Below are 20782 nucleotides of genomic sequence, written 5' to 3' on the forward strand. Positions count from 1 at the left end.
GTGCGAAACAAGGGAGCCATTCTACATGCCCATGCGCCTGGAAGGTTCGTGCCGCTGCGGCGGCGTCAGATTTGCCGTCGCCAGCCATACCCCCGCGCCCTACCAGCTTTGTTATTGCTCCATATGCCGCAAACAGCAGGGAGGCGGCGGGTTCGCGATCAATTTGGGCGCGATGGCGCATACGCTTGAGGTTCAAGGGCGCGACGGCACCGGTGTCTACCACGCTCAGATCGAGGACGACGAACATCCGCATTGCCGGACATCGACCGGCGAGCGGACATTCTGCCGAGGCTGCGGCTCAGCTCTGTGGCTCTACGATCCGACTTGGCCGGAACTCATCCACCCATTCGCATCGGCCATCGACAGCAACCTGCCAAAGCCGCATGCGCGTGTGCATCTGATGTTGAAGTACAAGGCATCATGGGTCGAGCCTGAAATTCGCGAGAGCGACCAAAGCTTCGATCTCTATCCCGACCTTTCGATCGCCGATTGGCACAAAAAGCATGGCATGTGGGTAGATTGACGGACAGCCGTCAGACGACGGCGCCCTGCCCGCGCGCTTCGGCCAGCGCCTTTAGATCGGCGGGCTGAAGCTCGATCGATTCGCCGCATCCGCAGGCGGACGACTGGTTCGGATTGTTGAAGGTGAAACCAGAGCGCAGCTTGGTCGTCTCGAAGCCCATTTCAGTGCCGAGCAGGAACAGCGCCGCCTCGGGCGCGACATAGACATGCGCGCCGTCGCGCTCGACATGATCATCCTTCGGGCTGGCCTCGGTGACGAGGTCGACCGTGTACTCCATGCCCGCGCATCCGCCCTTCTTGATGCCGACACGGATGCCGGCAGCACCTTCGCGGGCGGCGACGATGTCGCGGACGCGGGCCACCGCCTCGTCGGTCAGGGTCAGAACTTGAAAACGTGCCATCAATTGCTCCATGCCAGCGGGTTCAAGGCCCGCGGAATGATCTGGACCCCGAAGATGGGGAAGTTTGCCTCCGAGCGCAACCCGGTCGCTAGTACCAGCCGACAGCCACCTGCGCTTCTTCGGACATGCGGTCCGGAGTCCATGGCGGGTCGAAGACCATCTTCACGTCCACGTCCGACACGCCCTCGACGGTGCTGACTGCGTTCTGCACCCAGCCGGGCATTTCGCCGGCCACCGGACAGCCCGGCGCCGTCAGCGTCATGTCGATCTTGACCGAGCGGTCATCCTCGATATCGATCTTGTAGATCAGCCCGAGTTCGTAGATGTCGGCCGGGATTTCCGGGTCGTAAACCGTCTTCAGGGCGGAGACGATGTCGTCGGTCAACCGCGCCAGTTCCTCTTCGGGGATGGTGGATGGTTGCGGCGTTTCAGCCATATTGGACGTTTCGTCAGTCATGTCTTCACCCGAAGAATGTGCGCGCTTTTTCCAGCGCTTCGGCCAGAGCGTCGATCTCGGCCTTCGTATTGTACATGGCGAATGAGGCACGGCATGTGGAGGTCACGCCGAAGCGCTTCAAGAGTGGCTGCGCGCAATGGGTGCCGGCGCGCACGGCGACACCGGCGCGGTCGATGACCATCGACACGTCATGGGCATGGATGCCCTGCAGTTCGAACGAGACAATGGCGCCCTTGTCCGGCGCGTTGCCGATGATGCGCATCGAATTGATTCGTGACAGACGCTCATGCGCGTAAGCGGCAAGTTCCGCCTCATGCGCCGCGATCGCCTCGCGGCCGATCCCTTGCATGTATTGAAGCGCCGCGCCGAGCCCGATCGCCTGGACGATGGGCGGCGTGCCCGCCTCGAACCGATGCGGCGGCTCGTTGTAGGTGACGTTTTCCTCCGTCACCTCCTCGATCATCTCGCCACCGCCCTGGAACGGACGCATCTTCTCCAGCATTTCCTTGCGGCCGTAGAGAATGCCGATACCCGACGGCCCATAGACCTTATGGCCCGTGAATACATACCAGTCGCAGCCCAGATCCTGCACGTCGACCACGGTATGAACCGCGCCCTGGCTGCCATCGACCAGAACCGGAATGCCGCGCGCATGCGCGATGCGGACGATTTCCTTAATCGGCGTCACGGTGCCGAGAACATTCGACATGTGCGTGATGGCGACGAGCTTCGTGCGGTCCGTAAGACGCTTCTCGAATTCTTCGATGTGGAACCGGCCTTCGTCGTCCACCGGCACCCACACTAGCTTTGCGCCCTGGCGCTCGCGGATGAAATGCCAAGGCACGATGTTGGAGTGATGCTCCATTACCGAAAGAACGATCTCGTCGCCCTCGCCAATATTCGGCATGCCAAAACCGTAGGCCACCGTATTGATCGCCTCGGTCGCCGATTTGGTGAAGACGATCTCGTCGACGCTCGAGGCGTTCAAGAAACCACGCACGGTCTCGCGCGCGGCTTCGTAGGCATCGGTCGCAGTATTCGACAGGAAATGCAGGCCCCGATGGACGTTGGCGTATTCGGACGAATAGGCCTTGGTGATGCGGTCGATGACCGCCTGCGGCTTTTGCGCCGACGCGCCATTGTCGAGATAGACGAGCGGCTTGCCGTAGACTTCCATCGCAAGAATGGGGAAGTCGCGGCGGATCGCCTCGACGTCATAGGGCTTCAGCGTTCCTGTCGGCGCGTTCATGGGCTTACCCGTGGTTCTCGAACCAGTCCTCGAGCCGCGATTCCAGCGCCTCGACGATCGCCTCGTCGTCCAGTTCCTCGATGACCTCGCGAAGGAACGCCTTGATGAGCAGCCCCCGCGCCAGTTTTTCCTCGACGCCGCGCGCCATCAAGTAGAACAGATGCGCGTGGTCGATCTCGGTGACCGTCGCACCATGGCCACAGGCGACGTCGTCGGCGAAGATTTCAAGTTCCGGCTTGGTGGAAAACTCGCCCTCGTCCGACAGAAGCAACGTGTTGCATGCCATCTTGGCGTCGGTATTCTGCGCCAAGCGGTCGACGCGGATCTGGCCCTGGAACACGCCATGCGCCCTGTCGGTGATGACGTTGCGAATGATCTCGGTCGAAGTCGTATGCGGCGCTGCGTGGTCGAGCACCATAGTCACGTCACAATGAACGTCGCCGCCGAGAAGATTGACACCGCGCAAGCGGAAATCCGACCCCTCGCCGGCCGCCACGACGTGGACTTCCTGGCGCACGAGCTTGCCGCCCGTGTTCATGAGGAAAATCGTGACCTTGGCATTGGCGCCGATCCGCGCGCGAATCTGACCAAGATGCGTCGCTGCCTTCGGCTGGTCCTCAATGACCAGCCAATTGATCTCGGCATCGTCGCCGATCTCGATGTCGGTCACCGAACTGACCAAGGCGTCGGCCGTGCCGGTCTGGCGCTCCACGATCGTCGCCTTCGCGCCTTTGCCGATGCGGGCGGCAAAGCGCGCATGAACCTGCCCGCCCGAATGGACGTTCTGCAGTTCGACGGGCGCACCGACCTCGACGCCGTCAGGGATCGTCAGGTCGAAGCCGTCCGATACGAATGCGGCATTGATCGCGCCGACGGCATCGTCCGCCTTCAAAGGCGCGAGGTCGCCCGCAAGCGCGCCGCTCATCAGGCGATCGGCGATCTTCTCGATCCGAACACCATCGATGCCGGCATGGTGCTGGGCATTGCCGTCGATAACGGTCAGGACGGCCGAGCCGTCAACCAGCGGGCCAAGCGCGGCGGCGTCGCCCGCACCGCCGTCGGCGGGAACAGTCGCCAGCAGGCGGCGCAGATCAGTGTAATGCCATGCCTCGACGCGGCGCGTCGGCAGTCCGGCCTTCAGGACCGCAGCGGCTTCATCGCGCCTTGCCGCGACTTCCGGAGAACCGGTCAGCGATGGACGGCGCGCGGCGAAGCCCTCGATCAGGGCCTCTTCCGCGCTCGTCAGTTTGGGTGTTGCGTGAACGTTCATGTCAGCCTCCCGCTCAGGCCGCTTCGCCGATGATGCCGGCATAGCCGTCGCGTTCCAGTTCGAGCGCCAGCGACTTGTCGCCGGACTTCACGACCTGGCCGCGCGAGAGAACATGCACCGAATCCGGCACGATGTAATCGAGCAGGCGCTGGTAGTGCGTGATCACCACGAAGGCACGGTCGGGCGAGCGCAGCGAGTTGACACCGTCGGCGACGATCTTGAGCGCGTCGATGTCGAGGCCGGAATCTGTCTCGTCGAGCACGCAAAGCTTCGGCTCCAGAAGCTTCATCTGCAGGATTTCAGCGCGCTTCTTCTCGCCGCCGGAAAAGCCGACATTGAGGGGGCGCTTCAGCATCGCCATGTCGATGTTGAGGCCGGCGGCATTTTCCTTCACGCGCTTCAGGAATTCGGGAATCTTCAGTTCCTCCTCGCCACGCGCCTTGCGCTGCGAGTTCATCGCGACCTTCAGGAACTCCATCGTGGCGACACCCGGTATTTCCATGGGGTACTGGAAGGCAAGGAAGATGCCCGACGCGGCGCGTTCGGCGGGGTCCATCTCGAGAATGGACTCACCATTGTAGAGGATGTCGCCCTCCGTCACCTCGTAGTCGTCGCGGCCCGCCAGGATATAGGACAAAGTCGACTTGCCGGAGCCGTTGGGCCCCATGATGGCGGCGACTTCGCCGTTCTTCACCGTCAGGTTGAGGCCACGGATGATCTCGGTGCCGTCTTCGGCAATGCGGGCATGAAGGTTCTTGATCTCGAGCATGTCGTCCTCTTGAGGCTAGTCGTGCCTTGTACCGTAATGCGCGCCTGCCACTGCGAGGAGGCCCGCCATGATTCCCAAATTCTTGGTGAAGAGCTGGAACTGGATCGAAGCCGCTTCACCGTCGAGCACCCAGAATGGATGCAGATACCAGTTGACCACTGCCACATAGGCAATCAGTCCAAATGCAGCGGGCCGCACCAGGCGTCCCGAAACTAGTGCCGCTCCCGCCGCCATCTGGGCGACCGAGGCGAGATAGACGAATGGCAACGGCCGCTCGAACCCCGCCCCCGAAAGCATCGTCACCATCGTGTCCGTCGCGCCGAGCTTCAAAAGCGCCGATCCGGCGAAGAAGAGCCCGAACGCGACCCGGGCAATGGCAAGCGCCGAAATCAGCCGACGCTGCCTTCAAGGCTGATACCGATGAGCTTCTGCGCTTCGACCGCAAATTCCATCGGCAGTTCCTGGATCACGTCCTTGACGAAGCCGTTGACGATGAGCGCGATGGCTTCCTCTTCGGGAATGCCGCGCTGCATGACGTAGAAGAGCTGGTCTTCGGAAATCTTCGACGTCGTCGCCTCGTGCTCGAACTGGGCCGTCGCGTTCTTGGCTTCGATGTAGGGCACCGTGTGCGCGCCGCAATCATTGCCGATCAGGAGCGAATCGCACTGCGTGAAGTTGCGGGCGTTGGTCGCCTTGCGGTGTGCCGAAACCTGGCCGCGATAGGTGTTGTTCGAGTGACCGGCCGAGATACCCTTGGAGATGATGCGGCTCGACGTATTCTTGCCCAGATGGATCATCTTGGTGCCTGAGTCGATCTGCTGGTGGCCGTTCGACACGGCGATCGAGTAGAACTCGCCGCGCGAATCGTCACCGCGCAGGATGCAGGACGGGTATTTCCAGGTGATCGCCGAGCCGGTTTCGACCTGTGTCCAGGAGATTTTGGACCGGTCGCCGCGGCAATCGCCGCGCTTGGTGACGAAATTGTAGATGCCGCCCTTGCCGTCCTTGTCGCCCGGATACCAGTTCTGGACCGTCGAATATTTGATCTCGGCATCGTCGAGCGCGATCAGTTCGACGACCGCCGCGTGAAGCTGGTTCTCGTCGCGTTGCGGAGCCGTGCAGCCTTCGAGATACGACACGTATGCGCCCTCTTCCGCGATGATCAGCGTACGTTCGAACTGGCCGGTGTTCTTCTCGTTGATCCGGAAATAGGTCGAAAGCTCCATCGGGCAGCGAACGCCCTTGGGCACGTACACGAACGAGCCGTCAGTGAAGACGGCGGCGTTGAGCGTCGCGTAGAAATTGTCGGTCGTCGGGACGACCGAGCCCAGATACTTCTGCACGAGTTCGGGATGCTCGCGTACCGCCTCGGAGATCGAGCAGAAGATCACGCCGGCTGCCGCCAATTCCTTCTTGAAGGTTGTGACGACCGAGATCGAATCGAACACGGCGTCCACTGCCACGCGGCCCGACTTGTAGACATTGTCGTTCGCCGCATCGCCGTCCTCGCCTTCGTCCTTTTGGACGCCGGCCAGGATTTCCTGCTCGCGCAGGGGAATGCCGAGCTTTTCGTAGACGCGCAGAAGTTCAGGGTCGACCTCGTCGAGCGACTTCGGCCCGGTCTGGTTCTTGGGCGCGGCGTAATAGTGAATGTCCTGGAAGTCGATTTTCGGATAGTCGACGCGCGCCCAGGTCGGCTCTTCCATGGTCACCCAGCGGCGATAGGCCCCAAGGCGCCATTCGAGCATCCATTCCGGCTCGTCCTTCTTGGCCGAAATCATGCGGATGGTTTCTTCGCTCAGCCCTTTGGGCGCGACGTCCATCTCGATGTCGGATTCGAAGCCATATTTATACTGGTCCACGTCGATCTTGCGGACCTGGTCGATGGTCTCCTGCACAGCAGGCATGAGCGCTCTCCATCCAGGCCGGGGTCAAGGCCCGGCAGTTGTCGATTTCGCATCCGCAGCAAATGCCCCGGAATGCGCGTTACATAGGGAGGATCGCCGGCAAATGCACCCCTACGGCGCGCCGATATCCTCGAAATTCCATGGCCGTCAGGCGGCCGCTCGCCTGCGGCTCATAAACCGATCCAACGCATCGGCGAAAGCCGCAATCTCGTCCTCGCCCGTCGAATGCCCGATCGACACGCGAATGCCGCTGACATCCTCGCCATGGCCCATGGCCTTCAGGACACGGCTCGCGCCGACTTTGCCTGACGAACAGGCCGAACCCGAAGAGACGGAAATTCCGGCCAGGTCGAAGGCAATCTGCGCGGTTTCGGCCTTGACGTCCGCAATACCGAAGAAAACCGTGTTGGGCAGGCGCTCCGTCTTCTCGCCAAAGATGACCGCATCGGGAACGCGCGCACGGATCGCCGCTTCGATGCGGCCGCGCTTCTCACGTAGGGCCTCGGCCTGCGGCAACAAGGCAAGGGCATTGCGCGCGGCGGCTCCGAAACCGGCGAGCGCCGCGTAATTCTCCGTCCCGGCGCGATGCCCGCGCTCCTGCCCGCCGCCTGTAGCAATCGGAGCAGGCATCAGGACGTCGCTGTTGCCGACCAGGGCGCCAGCGCCTTTCGGACCGCCGATCTTGTGCGCGGCCAGGATCAGGAAATCGGCGCAAAGCGCTGCGATATCGAGCGAAATGCGCCCGCCAGCCTGAACTGCATCGAGTATGAGCGCGCCGCCGGCGTCGTGCACGATGGCGGCGATCTCGGCCGCCGGCTGGATGACACCGGTCTCATTGTTGGCAAGGTGCACCGCCACAAGCGGCAGACCCGCCGAACGATCATGTCCGGCCAACGCAATTTTCAGCGCGTTGAGATCAAGCACGCCATTGCCGTCCACCGGAAGTTCGACGACGTCTCCCTTGGCAAATCGGCCGCCGCCGACGACGATCGAATGGTCGGTGGTCGACGTATAGAGCCTTGAATAGGTCAGCGACGAGCGGCCCATCCGCCAATCGGGCGTCAGCGCCAGCGCCACAGCTTCGCTCGCACCCGACGTGAAGACGACATGGTCCGGCTTGGCATTGCACAAAGCCGCGACATCGTGCCTTGCGTCCTCCACAAGCCGCCTGGCCTGCCGACCCTCGGCATGGACCGACGATGGATTGGCCGTCAGGTCGAGCGCGGCCACCATCGCCGCTCGCGCTTCGGGCAGAAGCGGGGCGCTGGCGTTCCAGTCCAGATAGTAGCGGCGTCCGGTCATTGCAGCAGCGTGATATCCAGTTCGCGGCGTTGTCGGGGGACGGCGTTATTTCCTTGAATTCGCAAGGCGAGCCGTCCTATCTACCCGCTTTGCGAAAAGAGGCGAACTCTCGCCACTTTTGAATAATTCTAAACTAGTTTCTATGGAGACGCCCGCCCCGCGTCAAGCCCGAACGATCAGTCACTGGGTTTTGCGGCGTCCGCCGGCGGTTCAACTGGAGTATCCCATGCCCGAGGTCATCTTCGCCGGTCCGGCCGGACGCCTTGAAGGTCGCTATCAGCCTTCCAAGGAAAAGAACGCGCCGATCGCGATCGTGCTGCACCCCCATCCGCAGTTCGGCGGCACGATGAACAACAAGATCGTGTACGACCTCTTCTACATGTTCCAGAAGCGTGATTTCACCGTGCTTCGCTTCAATTTCCGCGGCATCGGCCGCAGCCAGGGCGAGTTCGACCACGGCGCAGGCGAGTTGTCGGACGCGGCCGCGGCGCTCGACTGGGTGCAGTCGCTGCACCCCGATTCCAAGAGCTGCTGGGTCGCAGGCTATTCCTTCGGCGCATGGATCGGCATGCAACTCCTCATGCGCCGCCCGGAAATCGAGGGCTTCATCTCGATCGCCCCGCAGCCCAACATCTACGATTTCTCTTTCCTTGCGCCCTGCCCTTCCTCCGGCCTCGTCATCCATGGCGATGCCGACCGCGTGGCGCCGCCGAAGGACGTGCAGACGCTGGTCGACAAGCTCCACACACAGAAGGGCATCACGATCACGCAGAAGACCTTGCCCGGAGCGAACCATTTCTTCGCAAGCCATGGCGAAACCCTGATCGAGGATTGTTCGGACTATCTCGATCGCCGCCTTGCCGGCGAACTGGCCGATCCCAAACCCAAGCGTCTTCGCTGAACTTACGCCAAGTCGACAACTCTCGGCTCCTGCCGGGACTGATGGCAGCGATCGCTTGTCGCGAGATCATGTTCTCGTCGAAGGGGTAAAGCGGCGACAGTCATGGCCTGAGGCTTTACTCCGGCCTAGCGATCACACCGCCTGCCGCAGGCGCGCGGCAGCCGGTTGTCGTCGGCCATGTCAGCGGTAGGCCGCGCATTGCGCGGACCGCAAGGTATGCCCACGCCTCCGCTTCCATCGCGTCACCGTCGAGGCCGACATCCTCTGCGAGCAGCACCTGCGCGCCTTGCGCTTCCACACCTTTGCGCAGGTCTGCGACGATGTGCGGGTTCTTTCGCCCGCCGCCGCAGACGATCCAGTTTTTTGGCGCGGCAGGCATGTGTTCGCCTGCCTTCAGGATCGCTTCGGCAGAGACGGCAGCCAAGGTGCGCGCACCGTCGGCAAGTTCAAGCCCTGCGGCAAGTTCCAGCGTGAAGTCGTTGCGATCAAGCGATTTCGGACCTGAGCGCGCAAAGAACGGCTTGTCGAGATAGCGCTCTAAGACGCCCGTGACGATGCCGCCTTCGCTGGCGATCATGCCGTTCTGGTCGAACGCCACGCCACCCTCGCGAGACACCCATTGATCGATCAGCGCATTTCCCGGCCCGCTGTCGAATGCGACGGGCGGACCATCCACCGCTACGAAGGTGATGTTGGAAATGCCGCCGATGTTGACGAAGACGACGGGCGGCTCAGTGCCGCGGAGATCGGCCGCGAGCGCCGCGTGATAGGCGGGGACGAGCGGGGCACCCTGCCCGCCCGCCTCCATGTCCGCCGCACGCATGTCGAACACGACGGTGATGCCCGTTTCGCGCGCCAGAAGTGCGCCATCGCCGATTTGCACCGTCAGCGCTTGCTCGGGCCGGTGAAGCACCGTCTGACCATGAAACCCAATCACGTCGATTGCTCCGTGCGCCTCCACGAATTGGGCCACGGCGCGCGCATGGCGAAGGGTCAGTTCCCGCTCCAGATGCTGGAGGTCGCCGGGACGCTCGTCGCGGCTTGAAATCGTCTTCGCGACCTCAAGCGCCGCCTCGAGACGCCGCCGAAACGAAGCGTCGTAGGGAGCGAACATGGATGGCCCCCGCGTCACCGAGCTTTCCCCATCGGTCGCGACGACTGCAAGGTCGATCCCGTCCATCGACGTGCCGCTCATCAGCCCGAGCGCGCGCATAAGAGCCATATCGCCGTCCATTCTTGTGATTCCCGATGCCGGGATGCTAAAGCCGCGCTTGCCGGATTGCCAATGCGGCCCGGCTCCTGTTCGAACCCGAAAGAAAAGACCATGTCCGCCTTCAAGTCCGATTTCCTGCGCACCTTGTCCGAGCGCGGCTTCATCCACCAGATCTCGGATGAAACCGGCCTTGACGACCTGTTCGCCAAGGAGACCGTGACGGCATATATCGGCTTTGACCCGACCGCGCCGAGCCTTCATGCCGGCGGTCTGATCCAAATCATGATGCTTTACTGGCTGCAAAAGACTGGCCACCGTCCGATCGCGCTGATGGGCGGCGGCACCGGCATGGTCGGCGATCCGTCCTTCAAGGACGAAGCGCGCAAGCTGATGACGCTGGAAACCATCGCGGACAACATCGCCTCGATCAAGCGCGTCTTCTCGAACTACCTGACCTTCGGCGACGGCCCCCGGGACGCCATCATGGCGGACAATGGCGACTGGCTGCGCAAGCTCAACTACCTCGATTTCCTGCGCGATGTCGGGGCACATTTCTCGGTCAACCGCATGCTGTCCTTCGACAGCGTGAAGCTGCGCCTCGACCGCCAGCAGTCGCTGTCCTTCCTCGAATTCAACTACATGGTCCTGCAGGCCTACGATTTCGTGGAGTTGAACAAACGGTACGGCACGCGCCTACAGATCGGCGGCTCGGACCAGTGGGGCAACATCGTGAACGGCATCGATCTTGGCCATCGCATGGGCACGCCGCAGCTCTACGCGCTGACCTCGCCGCTGCTCACCACTTCGTCGGGCGCCAAGATGGGCAAGTCGCTCAACGGCGCGATCTGGCTCAACCCGGACATGCTGTCGGCCTATGATTTCTGGCAATACTGGCGCAACACCGAGGATGCCGATGTCGCGCGCTTCCTGAAGCTCTACACGACACTGCCGATGGACGAGATCGCGCGGCTCGGCGCGCTCGACGGCTCGGAGATCAACGACGCCAAGAAGGTGCTCGCAACCGAAGTCACCGCCATGCTGCATGGCCGCGAGGCTGCTGAGGCCGCCGCCGAAACCGCGCGCAAGACCTTCGAGGAAGGCGCGCTCGCCGAGAGCCTGCCCACTGTCGAGCTGCCGGCGGAGGAACTCGGCGCGGGGATTGGCGTACTCCAGCTCTTCGTCAAGGCCGGCCTGGCGACGTCCAACGGTGAGGCGCGGCGCCATGTCCAGGGCGGCGCGGTGCGCATCAACGACACGCCCGTCAGCGACGACCGCCAGGTGATCGGGAGCGGCGACGTGACAGCGGACGGCGTCATCAAGCTCTCGCTCGGCAAGAAGAAGCACATTCTGGTCCGGCCAGTCTGAGAGGCTACTCGGAAAACTCGAACACAGAACGGAAAATGCCCGGCGCGATTGCGGAGAGCGGATTGATCTGCAACTGCGGCGCGTTTGTCGGACCGGCGAGCTTGAAGGTGATGCCGATCAGCCCCCGGTCGCGGCCATTGCCGAGGATCTGCCCGATCAGCGGAATCTCGGCGAAGAGGCGGTTGATCCCGTAGGCCGGCATGAAGGTGCCGGTCATCGACATGTTGCCGGAGCCGTCATAGACGGTGCCTTGGAAACTCGAACCGATGTCCGGCCCCCGGATGACGCCGTTTTCAAGCGTCAAGAAGCCCTTGCCCTGATTGATGCGCGAAAATGCGCGGTCAAAGAACACGCGCTGAACGTCGAGTCGGCCATTGACGACATCGTTCAGCGAGCGACCACGCGTATCCGAAGGCGTCGACACGAGCGAGGCCAGACGCGGCTCGTCCACCAGCCAGAAATCTCGTGCGGCGACGCGACCCACCAGCGAGCCGCCTTCCGCGCCGCGCAGTTCCAAATTGAGCTGACCGCCTTCCATTCGCCCGTAAAGATCGAGGAAGCGCAGCACCGCACCTGCATCGCCGGTCTCCGCCCGCAGATAACGGCCACCCTGGCCGATGCCGTGATTGATCTCGACCTTGGCGCCGGAGCCGGTCGTGGCCGTTGCCGAGAGGTTTTCGATCGTCGCGCCCGTCCCCGAATAATCGATGACGACGTCGCGCAGGGTCTCGGTACCAAAGCCGGTCACGGCAGCGACATCGAGGTCGAGCGTGATCGGCACCGGCTGACCGCCGCCGCCGTGGGTAGCCTGCGATGTCGCCCGCAGCGCCTTGATCAGCGAGCGTGCATCCAACGCCTCTCCCTTGACGGTGATGACATAGCCACGCCCACGTCGGGCGATGTCGACTCCGAAATCGTCGCCGCGATTGAGCCGGACCTGCGGGAAGCTCGCCTTTGTCAGGCCGGCCTCGTCGAGCGACACTTCTCCGCCCACCGCGAAACTCTCGCCCCGGATGCCGAAACCGTGCAGGAAGGTCTGGCCGCCGTCCCGCTCCATCTGGAAGGCGGTGGTGGCGGCGATGCCCGCCCCCTTCGACCACCCGATCCAGGGAAGGCTGAGCACGGAGCCGGACAGGTCGGCCGTGACGGACTGGCGCTCGGCGCTGGTCAGGTCTATGCCGACATCGGCGTTTCCGGACAGAAGCATGGAAAGCGCCGGCAGGAGTTGCTCGCGCGCCGCATCGTCGAGCTTCAGATCGACCTTGCGCGAGCGCTCGACCGTCGTGTTGAACGGCTCGGTCATGGCAATCGTCGCAGCAACACCGTTCAGCCTGGCATCCGCCTTGATCTCGGCATGGCTCGGGCGCACGCGCAGCGTGCCGTAGGCCTCGCTCACCGTCTGGCCCTGGAAAGGCTGCGCCAATGCGACGTCCGCAACGTCGAGTTCGACGTCGAAGCCGACTGGTATGTGCCGTCCATCCTCGTTGATCGGAAACTGCGCCTGCACACGTCCAGCGACATGGCCGGAAAGGTCGCCCGGTGCGAAATCGAGGTGCCGGCCCGCGTCGATGGGCTTCAGCGAGGCGAATTCCAGCGCCGCGTCGGCATCGGCGTCTACATCGACCACGAGGTTTCCGACGAGCGGCTTGCCGCGCGTGATGTCCATCGAGAAGGATGCATCCCGGCCGGCCACCCACTTGCCGCTGTCGAGTTGCGCGCGCGTCGTGGTCACGGCGACGTCGAGCCGGTCACCGCGAAAGCGCAATTCGCCGACGTTGTCCTGAAGCACTGGCAGTTCGCCCCCGACCGCTACCGAAGCGCCAGAAATCGCGAAATTTCCCGCAACCTCGTCGGTGAAGGGAATGCCGTCGCCGAAGCGGCCAGGCTCGGTCTCGAGCCGTATGGAGCCGGTATCAATCTTGCCTCCGGCGACGTGGGCGACCGCCCAGCGCCGCGCGCCTGGCGCGGCGAAGATCGGCCAGATCGCCTTGGCATCGCTGATCTCCATGGAGCGCGCGTCGAGCGCAAGGCTGACGCCGGGGCTTTTGCCAGGCACGAAATCGATGCCCGCCCGCCCCGCGACGCGTCCCGCGCCGCTGCGCAGGTCGATGTCGCTCAGTTGCAGCAGACGCTCCACAGGATCGAACGTACCGGCAATTCGCGTGCCGACCTCGATCTCCTCGTCGCTGTCGGGCACGGCGAGCCGTGAAGCTTCGGAAACCAGTTCGAAGCGATACCGCACATTGGCGCCCTGGCGTTTCGGTTCGGGCCCGACGGCGCCGTTGAACGACCAATCCGTATCCGCCGAATGCAGATCGAGCCTTTCGATCTCGATCTTGTCCGCCCCTGTGACGGCGTAGGCCTCGAAGGCGCCCGACATGGTCACGGTATCGCGCCCGATGTCGATGGCGGCGTTGTCGAAAATCGCATCGATGTCGAGCCGGTCTGCGGCGGACGACAGGCTCTGCGAACCCGAGAGGCTGACCGTCAGACCACCAATGCGGTGCGCCAGGCCGATCCGGTCCGTTCCCTCGGCCACCGGTGCAAATCTCAGGTCGAGGTCCAGCATGGCTATGCGGGTCCGCTCGTCGTCGCGATGCGCCTTGCCCTCGAAAACGATGGTCCGCTCGGCGATCTCCGCCGTACCGGCCATTTGGAGCGCGCCTTCCTCCGTCCGTTCGAGCTGCGCGTCCGCGATCCGGACCGACGTGCCGCGCATGCTGTCGAGGACGATGGTGACGTTGCGCAGCTTGAGGTCGCGCGCCGCATTGCTTTCGACGAGGTCGAAGACGCGATGGATGGCGGCGAAGATTGCCGGCGTGACCAGGTCCGGATCCAGCAGACCGTCGGAGTTGCGCAGTCCGGCAAGCGGTCCCGGCCCGCCGCGGTCCGGCAACTGGTCGGCGACCACTCGGGCGTCGCTCAGCCTTGCGTTGGCAAGCTGCAGACGTCCCTCCAGGAGCGGCAGGAAGCGGATGCCGAAGCGGAGCAGCCCGACATCGATGAAGCCTTCGGCAGCGCCGGGACCCGCAAGCCCGGCACCGGCAATCTCGAGCGCGAGGAAACGGTCGGCGTCGATCCGCAGCCGCACTGACCCGATCGTCGCGACGACATCGCCGCCGGCAAGGTCGGTGACGACGCGCTGCGCCTCATGACGCAGCCGTTCGCCGCCGAAACCGGCCATGAAGCCACCGACGATAAGCGTGATGAGGAGAAGCAGGACGCCGACGCCAAGGGCCGCCCCCATCAGGATGCGGGCCGGCAAGGAGCGGCGGCGACGGGGAGCATGTCCACGCGATTTGGCCCCGCGCAACAGGGCACGAGCATTCGCAGGCGTCTCTGGCCGATCGGAATGGTCGGTCAAGCGTCGTTCCGTCTGTAATGCAGCGTCATGGACGAATCGTGTCCAGAGACTATAACCCCCCCTTTCGTGTCCGTAACAGCAAAATGGAGGTCAAATCATGTCCGAACTTGCCACCGGCGACATGGCGCCCGATTTCGCCCTGCCCGGTGATGGCGGCACGACGATTTCCCTTGCCGCGCTCAAGGGACGGCCGGTGGTCCTGTTCTTTTATCCCAAGGACGATACCAGCGGCTGCACCACTGAAGCCCTCGACTTTACCCGGTTGAAGGCGGAGTTCGACGCATTGGCCGTCGCGCTCGTCGGCATGTCGCCCGACAGCACAAGAAGGCACGACAAGTTCAAGACGAAGCATGGCCTCGACATTCCCCTCGCTTCCGACGAGGAAAAGACGACGCTGGAAGCCTATGGCGTGTGGATTGAGAAGAGCATGTACGGCCGCAAATATATGGGCGTCGACCGCTCCACATTCCTAATCGACAAGGAAGGGCGGGTCGCCCGCGTCTGGCGCAAGGTGAAGGTCCCCGGCCATGCAGAGGAGGTCTTGGAAGCTGCGAAGGCGCTCTGAATCGCCGGAACATTTTCGCCTTCGCTGAATTATCGCCAGGACACCTCGCGACAAACGGAGAAAGCAATGTTCAAGGGTTTGCTTCTGTGGATGATCGGCATTCCGATCCCGATTATCATTCTCCTGCTTCTGATTTTCTAGTCAGCCGCCGCCCCTTTAGACTGATCCCGACGATCTCGGCTCCGCTCTTGCGGAGCCGTTTTCGTTTGCGCATCGCGTGAACCAGCCATTAACCCTAATAAGGCGTAATGGTCCGACATCCAGCTTTTCCCGTTCTTGGAGACCGGACCCGTGCCGACATATCCTGGCAATCGCCGCGAGCCGCACACCGTCATCATTGCCCGCGGCGACCGTATTCGCCACTTCACGGTGCGACCTTGGATCGTCGGATTCATCGGTTCGGCGCTCGCCGCGCTGGCGATCGGATATCTGCTGGCGACATCCTATCTCGTGCTGCGCGACGACCTGATCGGTGCGACGGCGGCGCGGCAGGCACGCATGCAGCAAGCCTATGAGGACCGCATCTCGATCCTTCGTACGCAGGTCGACCGCATCACCAGCCGGCAACTGCTCGATCAGCAACTCGTGCAGGGCAAGGTTGCCGAACTTCTGGCGCGCCAGAGCCAGATCACCCAACGCCACGGCCAGATCAGCCCCATCATCGAGCGCGCCATGGGCACGGCAGAGGTCCTGCCCGACACCGCGCCGGTCCCCGAAGCTCGTCCCGTCCTGCGCGCCACGCTCACACCGGGCAAGGCCGCGTCCGTCTTCGCCAAACTGACCGGCGAGGAGGCAATCGACGGTGAACCGCCAAGCGTCCAGAACGCATTCTGGCCACGCCCCAAGCTGCCCGCAGAACCGGTCGATGCCGCTCCGGTCACCGTCGACGACACAGCGCCCGACGAAAAGGCCGACCTCTTCGATTCACTGGGCGCCTCGCTGGCCGCCATCGAAACCGAGCAACTCAGGAGCATCGAGACGCTGACCTCGGAGACCTTCGAAACCGCCGACACGATTCGCGAGGCGCTCATTCAGGCCGGTTTGCCGGTGAACGAGGATTTCGGCATCGACGAACAGGGCGTCGGCGGCCCGCTCGTTGCGATCGATGAGGATGCGCTTTTCGAAGAACGCGTGCGCGAACTCGAAGAAGCACTGGCACACCTCGAAACCTTGAAGGCGTCAGCACGCGACTACCCGATCTTCAATCCCGCTCCCGGCCAGGCCGTATCGAGTTCGTTCGGGGTGCGCCGCGACCCGTTTCTGCGCCGCCCGGCCATGCATGCCGGCATCGATTTTCGCGCCACGTCCGGTACGCCGGTTCAATCGACCGGCGCCGGCAAAGTCATCCGTGCCGGCTGGGCAGGCGGCTACGGCCGCCTCGTCGAGGTCGACCACGGCAATGGCTGGTCGACGCGCTACGCGCATCTGAGCCGGATCGACGTGAAGGTCGGCGACAAGCTGTCGACCGGCGACGCGATCGGCGCCGTCGGCAGCACCGGACGCTCGACCGGCCCGCACCTGCACTACGAAATCCGCCGCCACGGCAAGGCAACCGATCCGCTGCGCTTCCTGAAGGCAGGCAACCAGATCGCCGATCTGCTCTGATGAAAAGGCCGGGAAATTCCCGGCCTTTCGAGTCTAGTCGAGGTCGGCGACCACTTCGCCAGCCGATCCCTCGATCTTGTGCGAGAGCGCCGCTTCCATGAAGTCGTCGAGATCACCATCAAGCACATTCTGCGGCGACGTGCTTTCGACGCCCGTGCGCAGATCCTTCACGAGCTGATAGGGCTGCAGCACGTAGGAACGGATCTGGTGCCCCCAGCCGATCTCGGTTTTCGATGCCTCGGTGGCGCTCGCCGCCTCCTCACGCTTCTTCAGTTCGGCTTCGTAGAGGCGCGCGCGCAGCATGTCCCACGCCTTGGCACGGTTCTTGTGCTGCGAGCGTTCCTGCTGGCATGCCACCACGATGCCGGTCGCGATATGCGTGATGCGCACGGCCGAGTCCGTTGTGTTGACGTGCTGGCCGCCCGCGCCCGACGCGCGATAGGTGTCGATGCGCACGTCCGATTCCGAAACGTCGATTTCGATCGAGTCATCGATGACCGGATATACCCAGACGCTGGCGAAGGAAGTGTGCCGCCGCGCGTTGGAATCGTAAGGCGAAATGCGCACGAGCCGGTGCACGCCCGATTCGGTCTTCAGCCATCCATAGGCTTTCTCGCCCTTGATCAGGATGGTCGCGGACTTGATGCCGGCTTCTTCGCCGTCATGAAGCTCCAGCACCTCGACCTTCATGCCGCGACGCTCTGCCCAGCGCGTGTACATGCGCAACAGCATCGATGCCCAGTCCTGGCTTTCGGTGCCGCCTGCGCCCGAATGCACTTCCAGATAGGTGTCGTTGCCGTCGGCTTCTCCGGAAAGAAGTGTGTCGACCTGGCGGGCTGCCACTTCGCCGCGCATCGAGCGAATCGCGGCTTCGGCGTCCTGGATGATGGCTTGGTCGCCTTCTTCCTCGCCGAGCTCGATCAGCCCGATATTGTCGTCAAGCGACTGCGTGAGCCCCTTGATGGCGGTGATGGCGTCTTCCAGCGACTGGCGCTCGCGCATCAGCTTCTGCGCCTCCTGCGGATCGTTCCACAGGTCGGGGTCTTCGGCGCGGTTGTTCAGGTAATCAAGTCGCTTTACGGCCTGATCCCAGTCAAAGATGCCTCCTCAGCAGGGTTATGCCCTGCTTGATTTCGTCGATGAGATTTTCGGTCTCGGCGCGCATGACTGGCTCGCCTTTCATTCAATTGGGGGTTGGGAAATCGGCGCGGACCATAGGGACGACCCGCCGCCCTGTAAAGGCAGCGAACGGGCTCTTTGCGCGGTCGATCAGTAGAGACCGCCGCCCGATCCGGAAATCAGCGCCTCGCTCGCCTGCGGAGAGATTTCGCGCGCGCGCTCCGCCGTCGCCCCATCCATGCCGATGACCCAGTAGCTGTCTGCGGGGCCAGTGCCAGGCTTGAATGCCTCCATGATGACGCCGGCTTCGCCCGGATTGGCGCGCATGCCCGTCTGGCGGTTGATCGCGATCTGCTGCATGCCTTCCGGCACTCGGAAGGCGACCGGCGTCTTGTCCTTGAGGACGTCCGCCATGAACTCCTTGTAGATCGGAGCGGCAAGTCCGCCGCCGGTGGCGCCGTTGCCGAGCGTACGCGGCTGATCGTATCCCACGTATAGGCCCACGACGAGGTCAGGCGTGTAACCGACGAACCACGCATCGCGCGAATCGTTGGTCGTGCCGGTTTTGCCGGCGATCGGATGGCCGAGTTCGGCGAGCGTGGTGGCGGTGCCGCGCTGGACGACGCCTTCCATCATCGAGGTGATCTGGTAGGCCGTCATCGGATCGAGCACCTGGTCGCGCTCGTCGATCAGTTCCGGCTCCGTCTGCTCTTCCCAGGAAGCCGCATTGCAGCCGTGGCAGACCCGCTGGTCATGCTTGAAGACGGTCTTGCCATAGCGGTCCTGGATGCGATCGACGAGAGAAGGCTGGATGTAGCGCCCACCATTCGCCATCACGGCATAGGCCGAGACCATGCGCATGACGGTCGTCTCGCCCGAACCCAGCGACATGGCAAGCACCGGCAGCATCTTGTCGTAGACGCCGAAGCGCTCGGCATATTCGGCGACGACATCCATGCCCATGTCATTGGCAAGCCGCACCGTCATCAGGTTTCGCGAGCGTTCGATGCCCATTCGCAGCGTCGAGGGGCCGGCGAAGTCTCCGCCATAGTTCTTCGGCTCCCAGACATCGTTGCCGACGCGGATGGAAATCGGCGCGTCGTCGACGACCGAGGCTGGCGTATAGCCATTGTCGAGCGCCGCGGCATAGAGGATCGGCTTGAAGGACGAGCCAGGCTGGCGCATCGCCTGCGTCGCGCGATTGAACTCGGACTGCGCGAAGGAAAACCCACCGACCATCGCCATGACGCGGCCTGTGACAGGGTCCATCGCGACGAGCCCGCCGGAAACCTCCGGCACCTGGCGCAGCAGATAGCCGCCGTCCGGCTTGGCTTCGACATAGACGACGTCGCCGGCCGTCAGCACTTCGCCGATCGAACTGGCTTTCACGCGCTGACCGTCCACGGTATGGCGCAAAGCCCATTCCATGTCAGCGAGCGCGAGTGTCGCTGTTTCGCGGCCTTCGCCAAGCTCTCCGGATGCCTGACGCTCCGGCTGCAATCCAACGGTGACTTCGCTATCGCCAGTCTCCAGAACGACCGCCGGGCGCCACTCTGGAACGTCGGCCATCGCCGAAACTTCGCTAAGCGCAACGCCCCAGTCGTCGCCAGGTTCGATCTCGGCGATCGGGCCGCGGAAGCCGCGCAGCGTGTCGTAGCGGATGAGGCCGTTCTGAAGCGCCTCGCGCGCCTGGAGCTGCATCTGCGGGTCGAGCGTGGTCCGGACCGACAGGCCGCCCTCGTAAAGCGCGTTCTCGCCATAGCGCGCGATCATCTCGCGGCGCACTTCCTCGGTGAAATACTCGCCGGCCATCATGTAGGTGCCGCCGCGGCGCGGGCTGACGCCCAGCGGCTCTTCCTTGGCCTTGGCAGCCTCCTCGGCCTCGACGAAGCCGTTCGCCTGCATCTGGTCGATGACCCAGTTGCGGCGCTCGATCGCGCGGTCGACATGGCGGAACGGGTGATAGTTGGTCGGCCCCTTGGGCAGGGCCGCCAGATAGGCCATTTCGGAGATCGTCAGTTCGTTGACCGACTTGTCGAAATAGGTGAGCGCAGCGCCCGCGACGCCGTACGCACCCAGACCGAAATAGATCTCGTTGACATAAAGCTCGAGGATGCGGTCCTTCGAATAGGCCTGCTCGATGCGAAACGACAGGATCATCTCGCGGATCTTGCGGTCATAGGTCTGGCTGGAATCGAGCAGGAAGTTCTTTGCGACCTGCTGCGTGATCGTCGACGCACCCACCGGGCGGCGGCCCGAACCGATGTTCTGCACGTTCGTCGCGACCGCTCGGAAAAGGCTGAGGACATCGATGCCGGGGTGCTGGTAGAAGTTCTTGTCCTCGGCAGAGAGGAACGCCGCCTTGACGCGGTCCGGAATCGCCTGGATTGGCAGGTACAGACGCCGCTCGCGGGCGAACTCGGCCATCAGCGAACCGTCAGAGGCATGGACGCGAGTCGTCACCGGCGGCTCGTAGCGCGCCAGCACCTCGTAATCGGGCAGGTCCTTCGAGATCGTCCCGATATAGAAGGCGACGCCGGCGGCTACCACCAGCGCCAGCATCACGCCAATGCCGAAGAAATACCCGATGAGACGAATCATGCCCGCTCCAGTGTGTCATTCGAAGTGGCTTAGCAGGATCGGTGCCCGTCCGTCGTCAGCCTCTTCGCATCGCATCGTACCTGTCGTGCGCTTGTGGGCAAATTGCGGCGCGCTTGGCAAGTGCTCGTTAAAGCGGAGGATTAAATGAGAGCCTGTGGCCGTCAAGCCACGG

The 20782-nt window shown here is 63.3% G+C and carries 17 protein-coding genes; 5 read left to right on the top strand and 12 right to left on the bottom strand.

Going from position 1 to position 20782, the window contains the following annotated elements; translation table 11 throughout:
• Positions 1-25 precede the first annotated feature (25 nt).
• The gene (locus GTK01_RS02785) at positions 26-523 is read left to right on the top strand and encodes a GFA family protein (RefSeq protein ID WP_252924302.1); all 498 of its coding nucleotides are present in this window, start codon (positions 26-28) and stop codon (positions 521-523) included.
• 10 nt (positions 524-533) lie between these two features.
• Here the strand turns inward: GTK01_RS02785 and sufA are convergent, their stop codons facing one another.
• The 8 genes from sufA to GTK01_RS02825 form a co-directional block, all read right to left on the bottom strand.
• Complete coding sequence (gene sufA, locus GTK01_RS02790) at positions 534-923, bottom strand: Fe-S cluster assembly scaffold SufA (RefSeq protein ID WP_252924303.1); 390 nt, start codon at positions 921-923, stop codon at positions 534-536.
• An 88-nt stretch (positions 924-1011) separates the two neighbouring features.
• Positions 1012-1380, bottom strand: a complete 369-nt coding sequence (locus GTK01_RS02795) for an SUF system Fe-S cluster assembly protein (RefSeq protein ID WP_252924304.1) — start codon at positions 1378-1380, stop codon at positions 1012-1014.
• 4 nt (positions 1381-1384) lie between these two features.
• The gene (locus tag GTK01_RS02800; protein WP_252924305.1) at positions 1385-2629 is read right to left on the bottom strand and encodes a cysteine desulfurase; all 1245 of its coding nucleotides are present in this window, start codon (positions 2627-2629) and stop codon (positions 1385-1387) included.
• 4 nt (positions 2630-2633) lie between these two features.
• On the bottom strand, positions 2634-3899 hold the full coding sequence (gene sufD / locus GTK01_RS02805; protein WP_252924306.1) for a Fe-S cluster assembly protein SufD: 1266 nt from the start codon (positions 3897-3899) through the stop codon (positions 2634-2636).
• 13 nt (positions 3900-3912) lie between these two features.
• Positions 3913-4668, bottom strand: coding sequence for a Fe-S cluster assembly ATPase SufC (gene sufC / locus GTK01_RS02810; RefSeq protein ID WP_252924307.1), 756 nt, complete (start codon positions 4666-4668; stop codon positions 3913-3915).
• Positions 4669-4683: 15 nt separating this feature from the next.
• The gene (locus GTK01_RS02815) at positions 4684-5061 is read right to left on the bottom strand and encodes a DoxX family protein (protein ID WP_256483436.1); all 378 of its coding nucleotides are present in this window, start codon (positions 5059-5061) and stop codon (positions 4684-4686) included.
• Positions 5058-6575 (bottom strand): Fe-S cluster assembly protein SufB, encoded by a 1518-nt coding sequence (sufB, locus tag GTK01_RS02820; RefSeq protein WP_252924309.1) that lies wholly within the window; start codon positions 6573-6575, stop codon positions 5058-5060. Before sufB ends, GTK01_RS02815 begins: the two co-directional genes overlap by 4 nt.
• Positions 6576-6722: 147 nt before the next feature.
• A complete protein-coding gene (locus tag GTK01_RS02825; protein WP_252924310.1) occupies positions 6723-7877 on the bottom strand; it encodes a cysteine desulfurase family protein in 1155 nt (384 codons plus the stop codon).
• A gap of 226 nt (positions 7878-8103) precedes the next feature.
• On the opposite strand from GTK01_RS02825, the gene GTK01_RS02830 reads away from it, so the two are divergent.
• On the top strand, positions 8104-8778 hold the full coding sequence (locus tag GTK01_RS02830) for an alpha/beta hydrolase (RefSeq protein WP_252924311.1): 675 nt from the start codon (positions 8104-8106) through the stop codon (positions 8776-8778).
• A gap of 115 nt (positions 8779-8893) precedes the next feature.
• On the opposite strand, the gene GTK01_RS02835 is transcribed toward GTK01_RS02830, so the two are convergent.
• On the bottom strand, positions 8894-10000 hold the full coding sequence (locus GTK01_RS02835; RefSeq protein WP_252924312.1) for an anhydro-N-acetylmuramic acid kinase: 1107 nt from the start codon (positions 9998-10000) through the stop codon (positions 8894-8896).
• A gap of 102 nt (positions 10001-10102) precedes the next feature.
• Between GTK01_RS02835 and tyrS the strand changes: the two genes are divergently transcribed.
• A complete protein-coding gene (gene tyrS, locus GTK01_RS02840; protein ID WP_252924313.1) occupies positions 10103-11356 on the top strand; it encodes a tyrosine--tRNA ligase in 1254 nt (417 codons plus the stop codon).
• A gap of 4 nt (positions 11357-11360) precedes the next feature.
• Here tyrS and GTK01_RS02845 read toward each other — a convergent pair whose 3' ends face one another.
• Complete coding sequence (locus GTK01_RS02845) at positions 11361-14720, bottom strand: AsmA-like C-terminal region-containing protein (RefSeq protein ID WP_252924314.1); 3360 nt, start codon at positions 14718-14720, stop codon at positions 11361-11363.
• 97 nt (positions 14721-14817) lie between these two features.
• On the opposite strand from GTK01_RS02845, the gene GTK01_RS02850 reads away from it, so the two are divergent.
• Both GTK01_RS02850 and GTK01_RS02855 read left to right on the top strand, forming a co-directional pair.
• Complete coding sequence (locus GTK01_RS02850) at positions 14818-15285, top strand: peroxiredoxin (protein ID WP_252924315.1); 468 nt, start codon at positions 14818-14820, stop codon at positions 15283-15285.
• Between the two features lie 291 nt (positions 15286-15576).
• Positions 15577-16890, top strand: coding sequence for a peptidoglycan DD-metalloendopeptidase family protein (locus tag GTK01_RS02855; RefSeq protein WP_252924316.1), 1314 nt, complete (start codon positions 15577-15579; stop codon positions 16888-16890).
• Between the two features lie 33 nt (positions 16891-16923).
• On the opposite strand, the gene prfB is transcribed toward GTK01_RS02855, so the two are convergent.
• Both prfB and GTK01_RS02865 read right to left on the bottom strand, forming a co-directional pair.
• A protein-coding gene (gene prfB / locus GTK01_RS02860; RefSeq protein ID WP_252924317.1) for a peptide chain release factor 2 occupies positions 16924-18055 on the bottom strand; the annotation gives its coding sequence in 2 pieces (ribosomal slippage) (positions 16924-17988 and positions 17990-18055; 1131 coding nt in all).
• Between the two features lie 104 nt (positions 18056-18159).
• The gene (locus GTK01_RS02865) at positions 18160-20610 is read right to left on the bottom strand and encodes a penicillin-binding protein 1A (protein ID WP_252924318.1); all 2451 of its coding nucleotides are present in this window, start codon (positions 20608-20610) and stop codon (positions 18160-18162) included.
• Positions 20611-20782 lie beyond the last annotated feature (172 nt).

Origin of the sequence: Aliihoeflea sp. 40Bstr573, from assembly GCF_024105655.1 — a bacterium.
Taxonomy (GTDB): domain Bacteria; phylum Pseudomonadota; class Alphaproteobacteria; order Rhizobiales; family Rhizobiaceae; genus Aliihoeflea.

What these genes read in the sequence shown, in the direction of transcription:
- GTK01_RS02785 (WP_252924302.1), top strand. Translation starts at nt 26, where the DNA reads ATGCCCATGCGCCTGGAAGGTTCGTGCCGCTGCGGCGGCGTCAGATTT.
- sufA (WP_252924303.1), bottom strand. Translation starts at nt 923, where the DNA reads ATGGCACGTTTTCAAGTTCTGACCCTGACCGACGAGGCGGTGGCCCGC.
- GTK01_RS02795 (WP_252924304.1), bottom strand. Translation starts at nt 1,380, where the DNA reads ATGACTGACGAAACGTCCAATATGGCTGAAACGCCGCAACCATCCACC.
- GTK01_RS02800 (WP_252924305.1), bottom strand. Translation starts at nt 2,629, where the DNA reads ATGAACGCGCCGACAGGAACGCTGAAGCCCTATGACGTCGAGGCGATC.
- sufD (WP_252924306.1), bottom strand. Translation starts at nt 3,899, where the DNA reads ATGAACGTTCACGCAACACCCAAACTGACGAGCGCGGAAGAGGCCCTG.
- sufC (WP_252924307.1), bottom strand. Translation starts at nt 4,668, where the DNA reads ATGCTCGAGATCAAGAACCTTCATGCCCGCATTGCCGAAGACGGCACC.
- sufB (WP_252924309.1), bottom strand. Translation starts at nt 6,575, where the DNA reads ATGCCTGCTGTGCAGGAGACCATCGACCAGGTCCGCAAGATCGACGTG.
- GTK01_RS02825 (WP_252924310.1), bottom strand. Translation starts at nt 7,877, where the DNA reads ATGACCGGACGCCGCTACTATCTGGACTGGAACGCCAGCGCCCCGCTT.
- GTK01_RS02830 (WP_252924311.1), top strand. Translation starts at nt 8,104, where the DNA reads ATGCCCGAGGTCATCTTCGCCGGTCCGGCCGGACGCCTTGAAGGTCGC.
- GTK01_RS02835 (WP_252924312.1), bottom strand. Translation starts at nt 10,000, where the DNA reads ATGGCTCTTATGCGCGCGCTCGGGCTGATGAGCGGCACGTCGATGGAC.
- tyrS (WP_252924313.1), top strand. Translation starts at nt 10,103, where the DNA reads ATGTCCGCCTTCAAGTCCGATTTCCTGCGCACCTTGTCCGAGCGCGGC.
- GTK01_RS02850 (WP_252924315.1), top strand. Translation starts at nt 14,818, where the DNA reads ATGTCCGAACTTGCCACCGGCGACATGGCGCCCGATTTCGCCCTGCCC.
- GTK01_RS02865 (WP_252924318.1), bottom strand. Translation starts at nt 20,610, where the DNA reads ATGATTCGTCTCATCGGGTATTTCTTCGGCATTGGCGTGATGCTGGCG.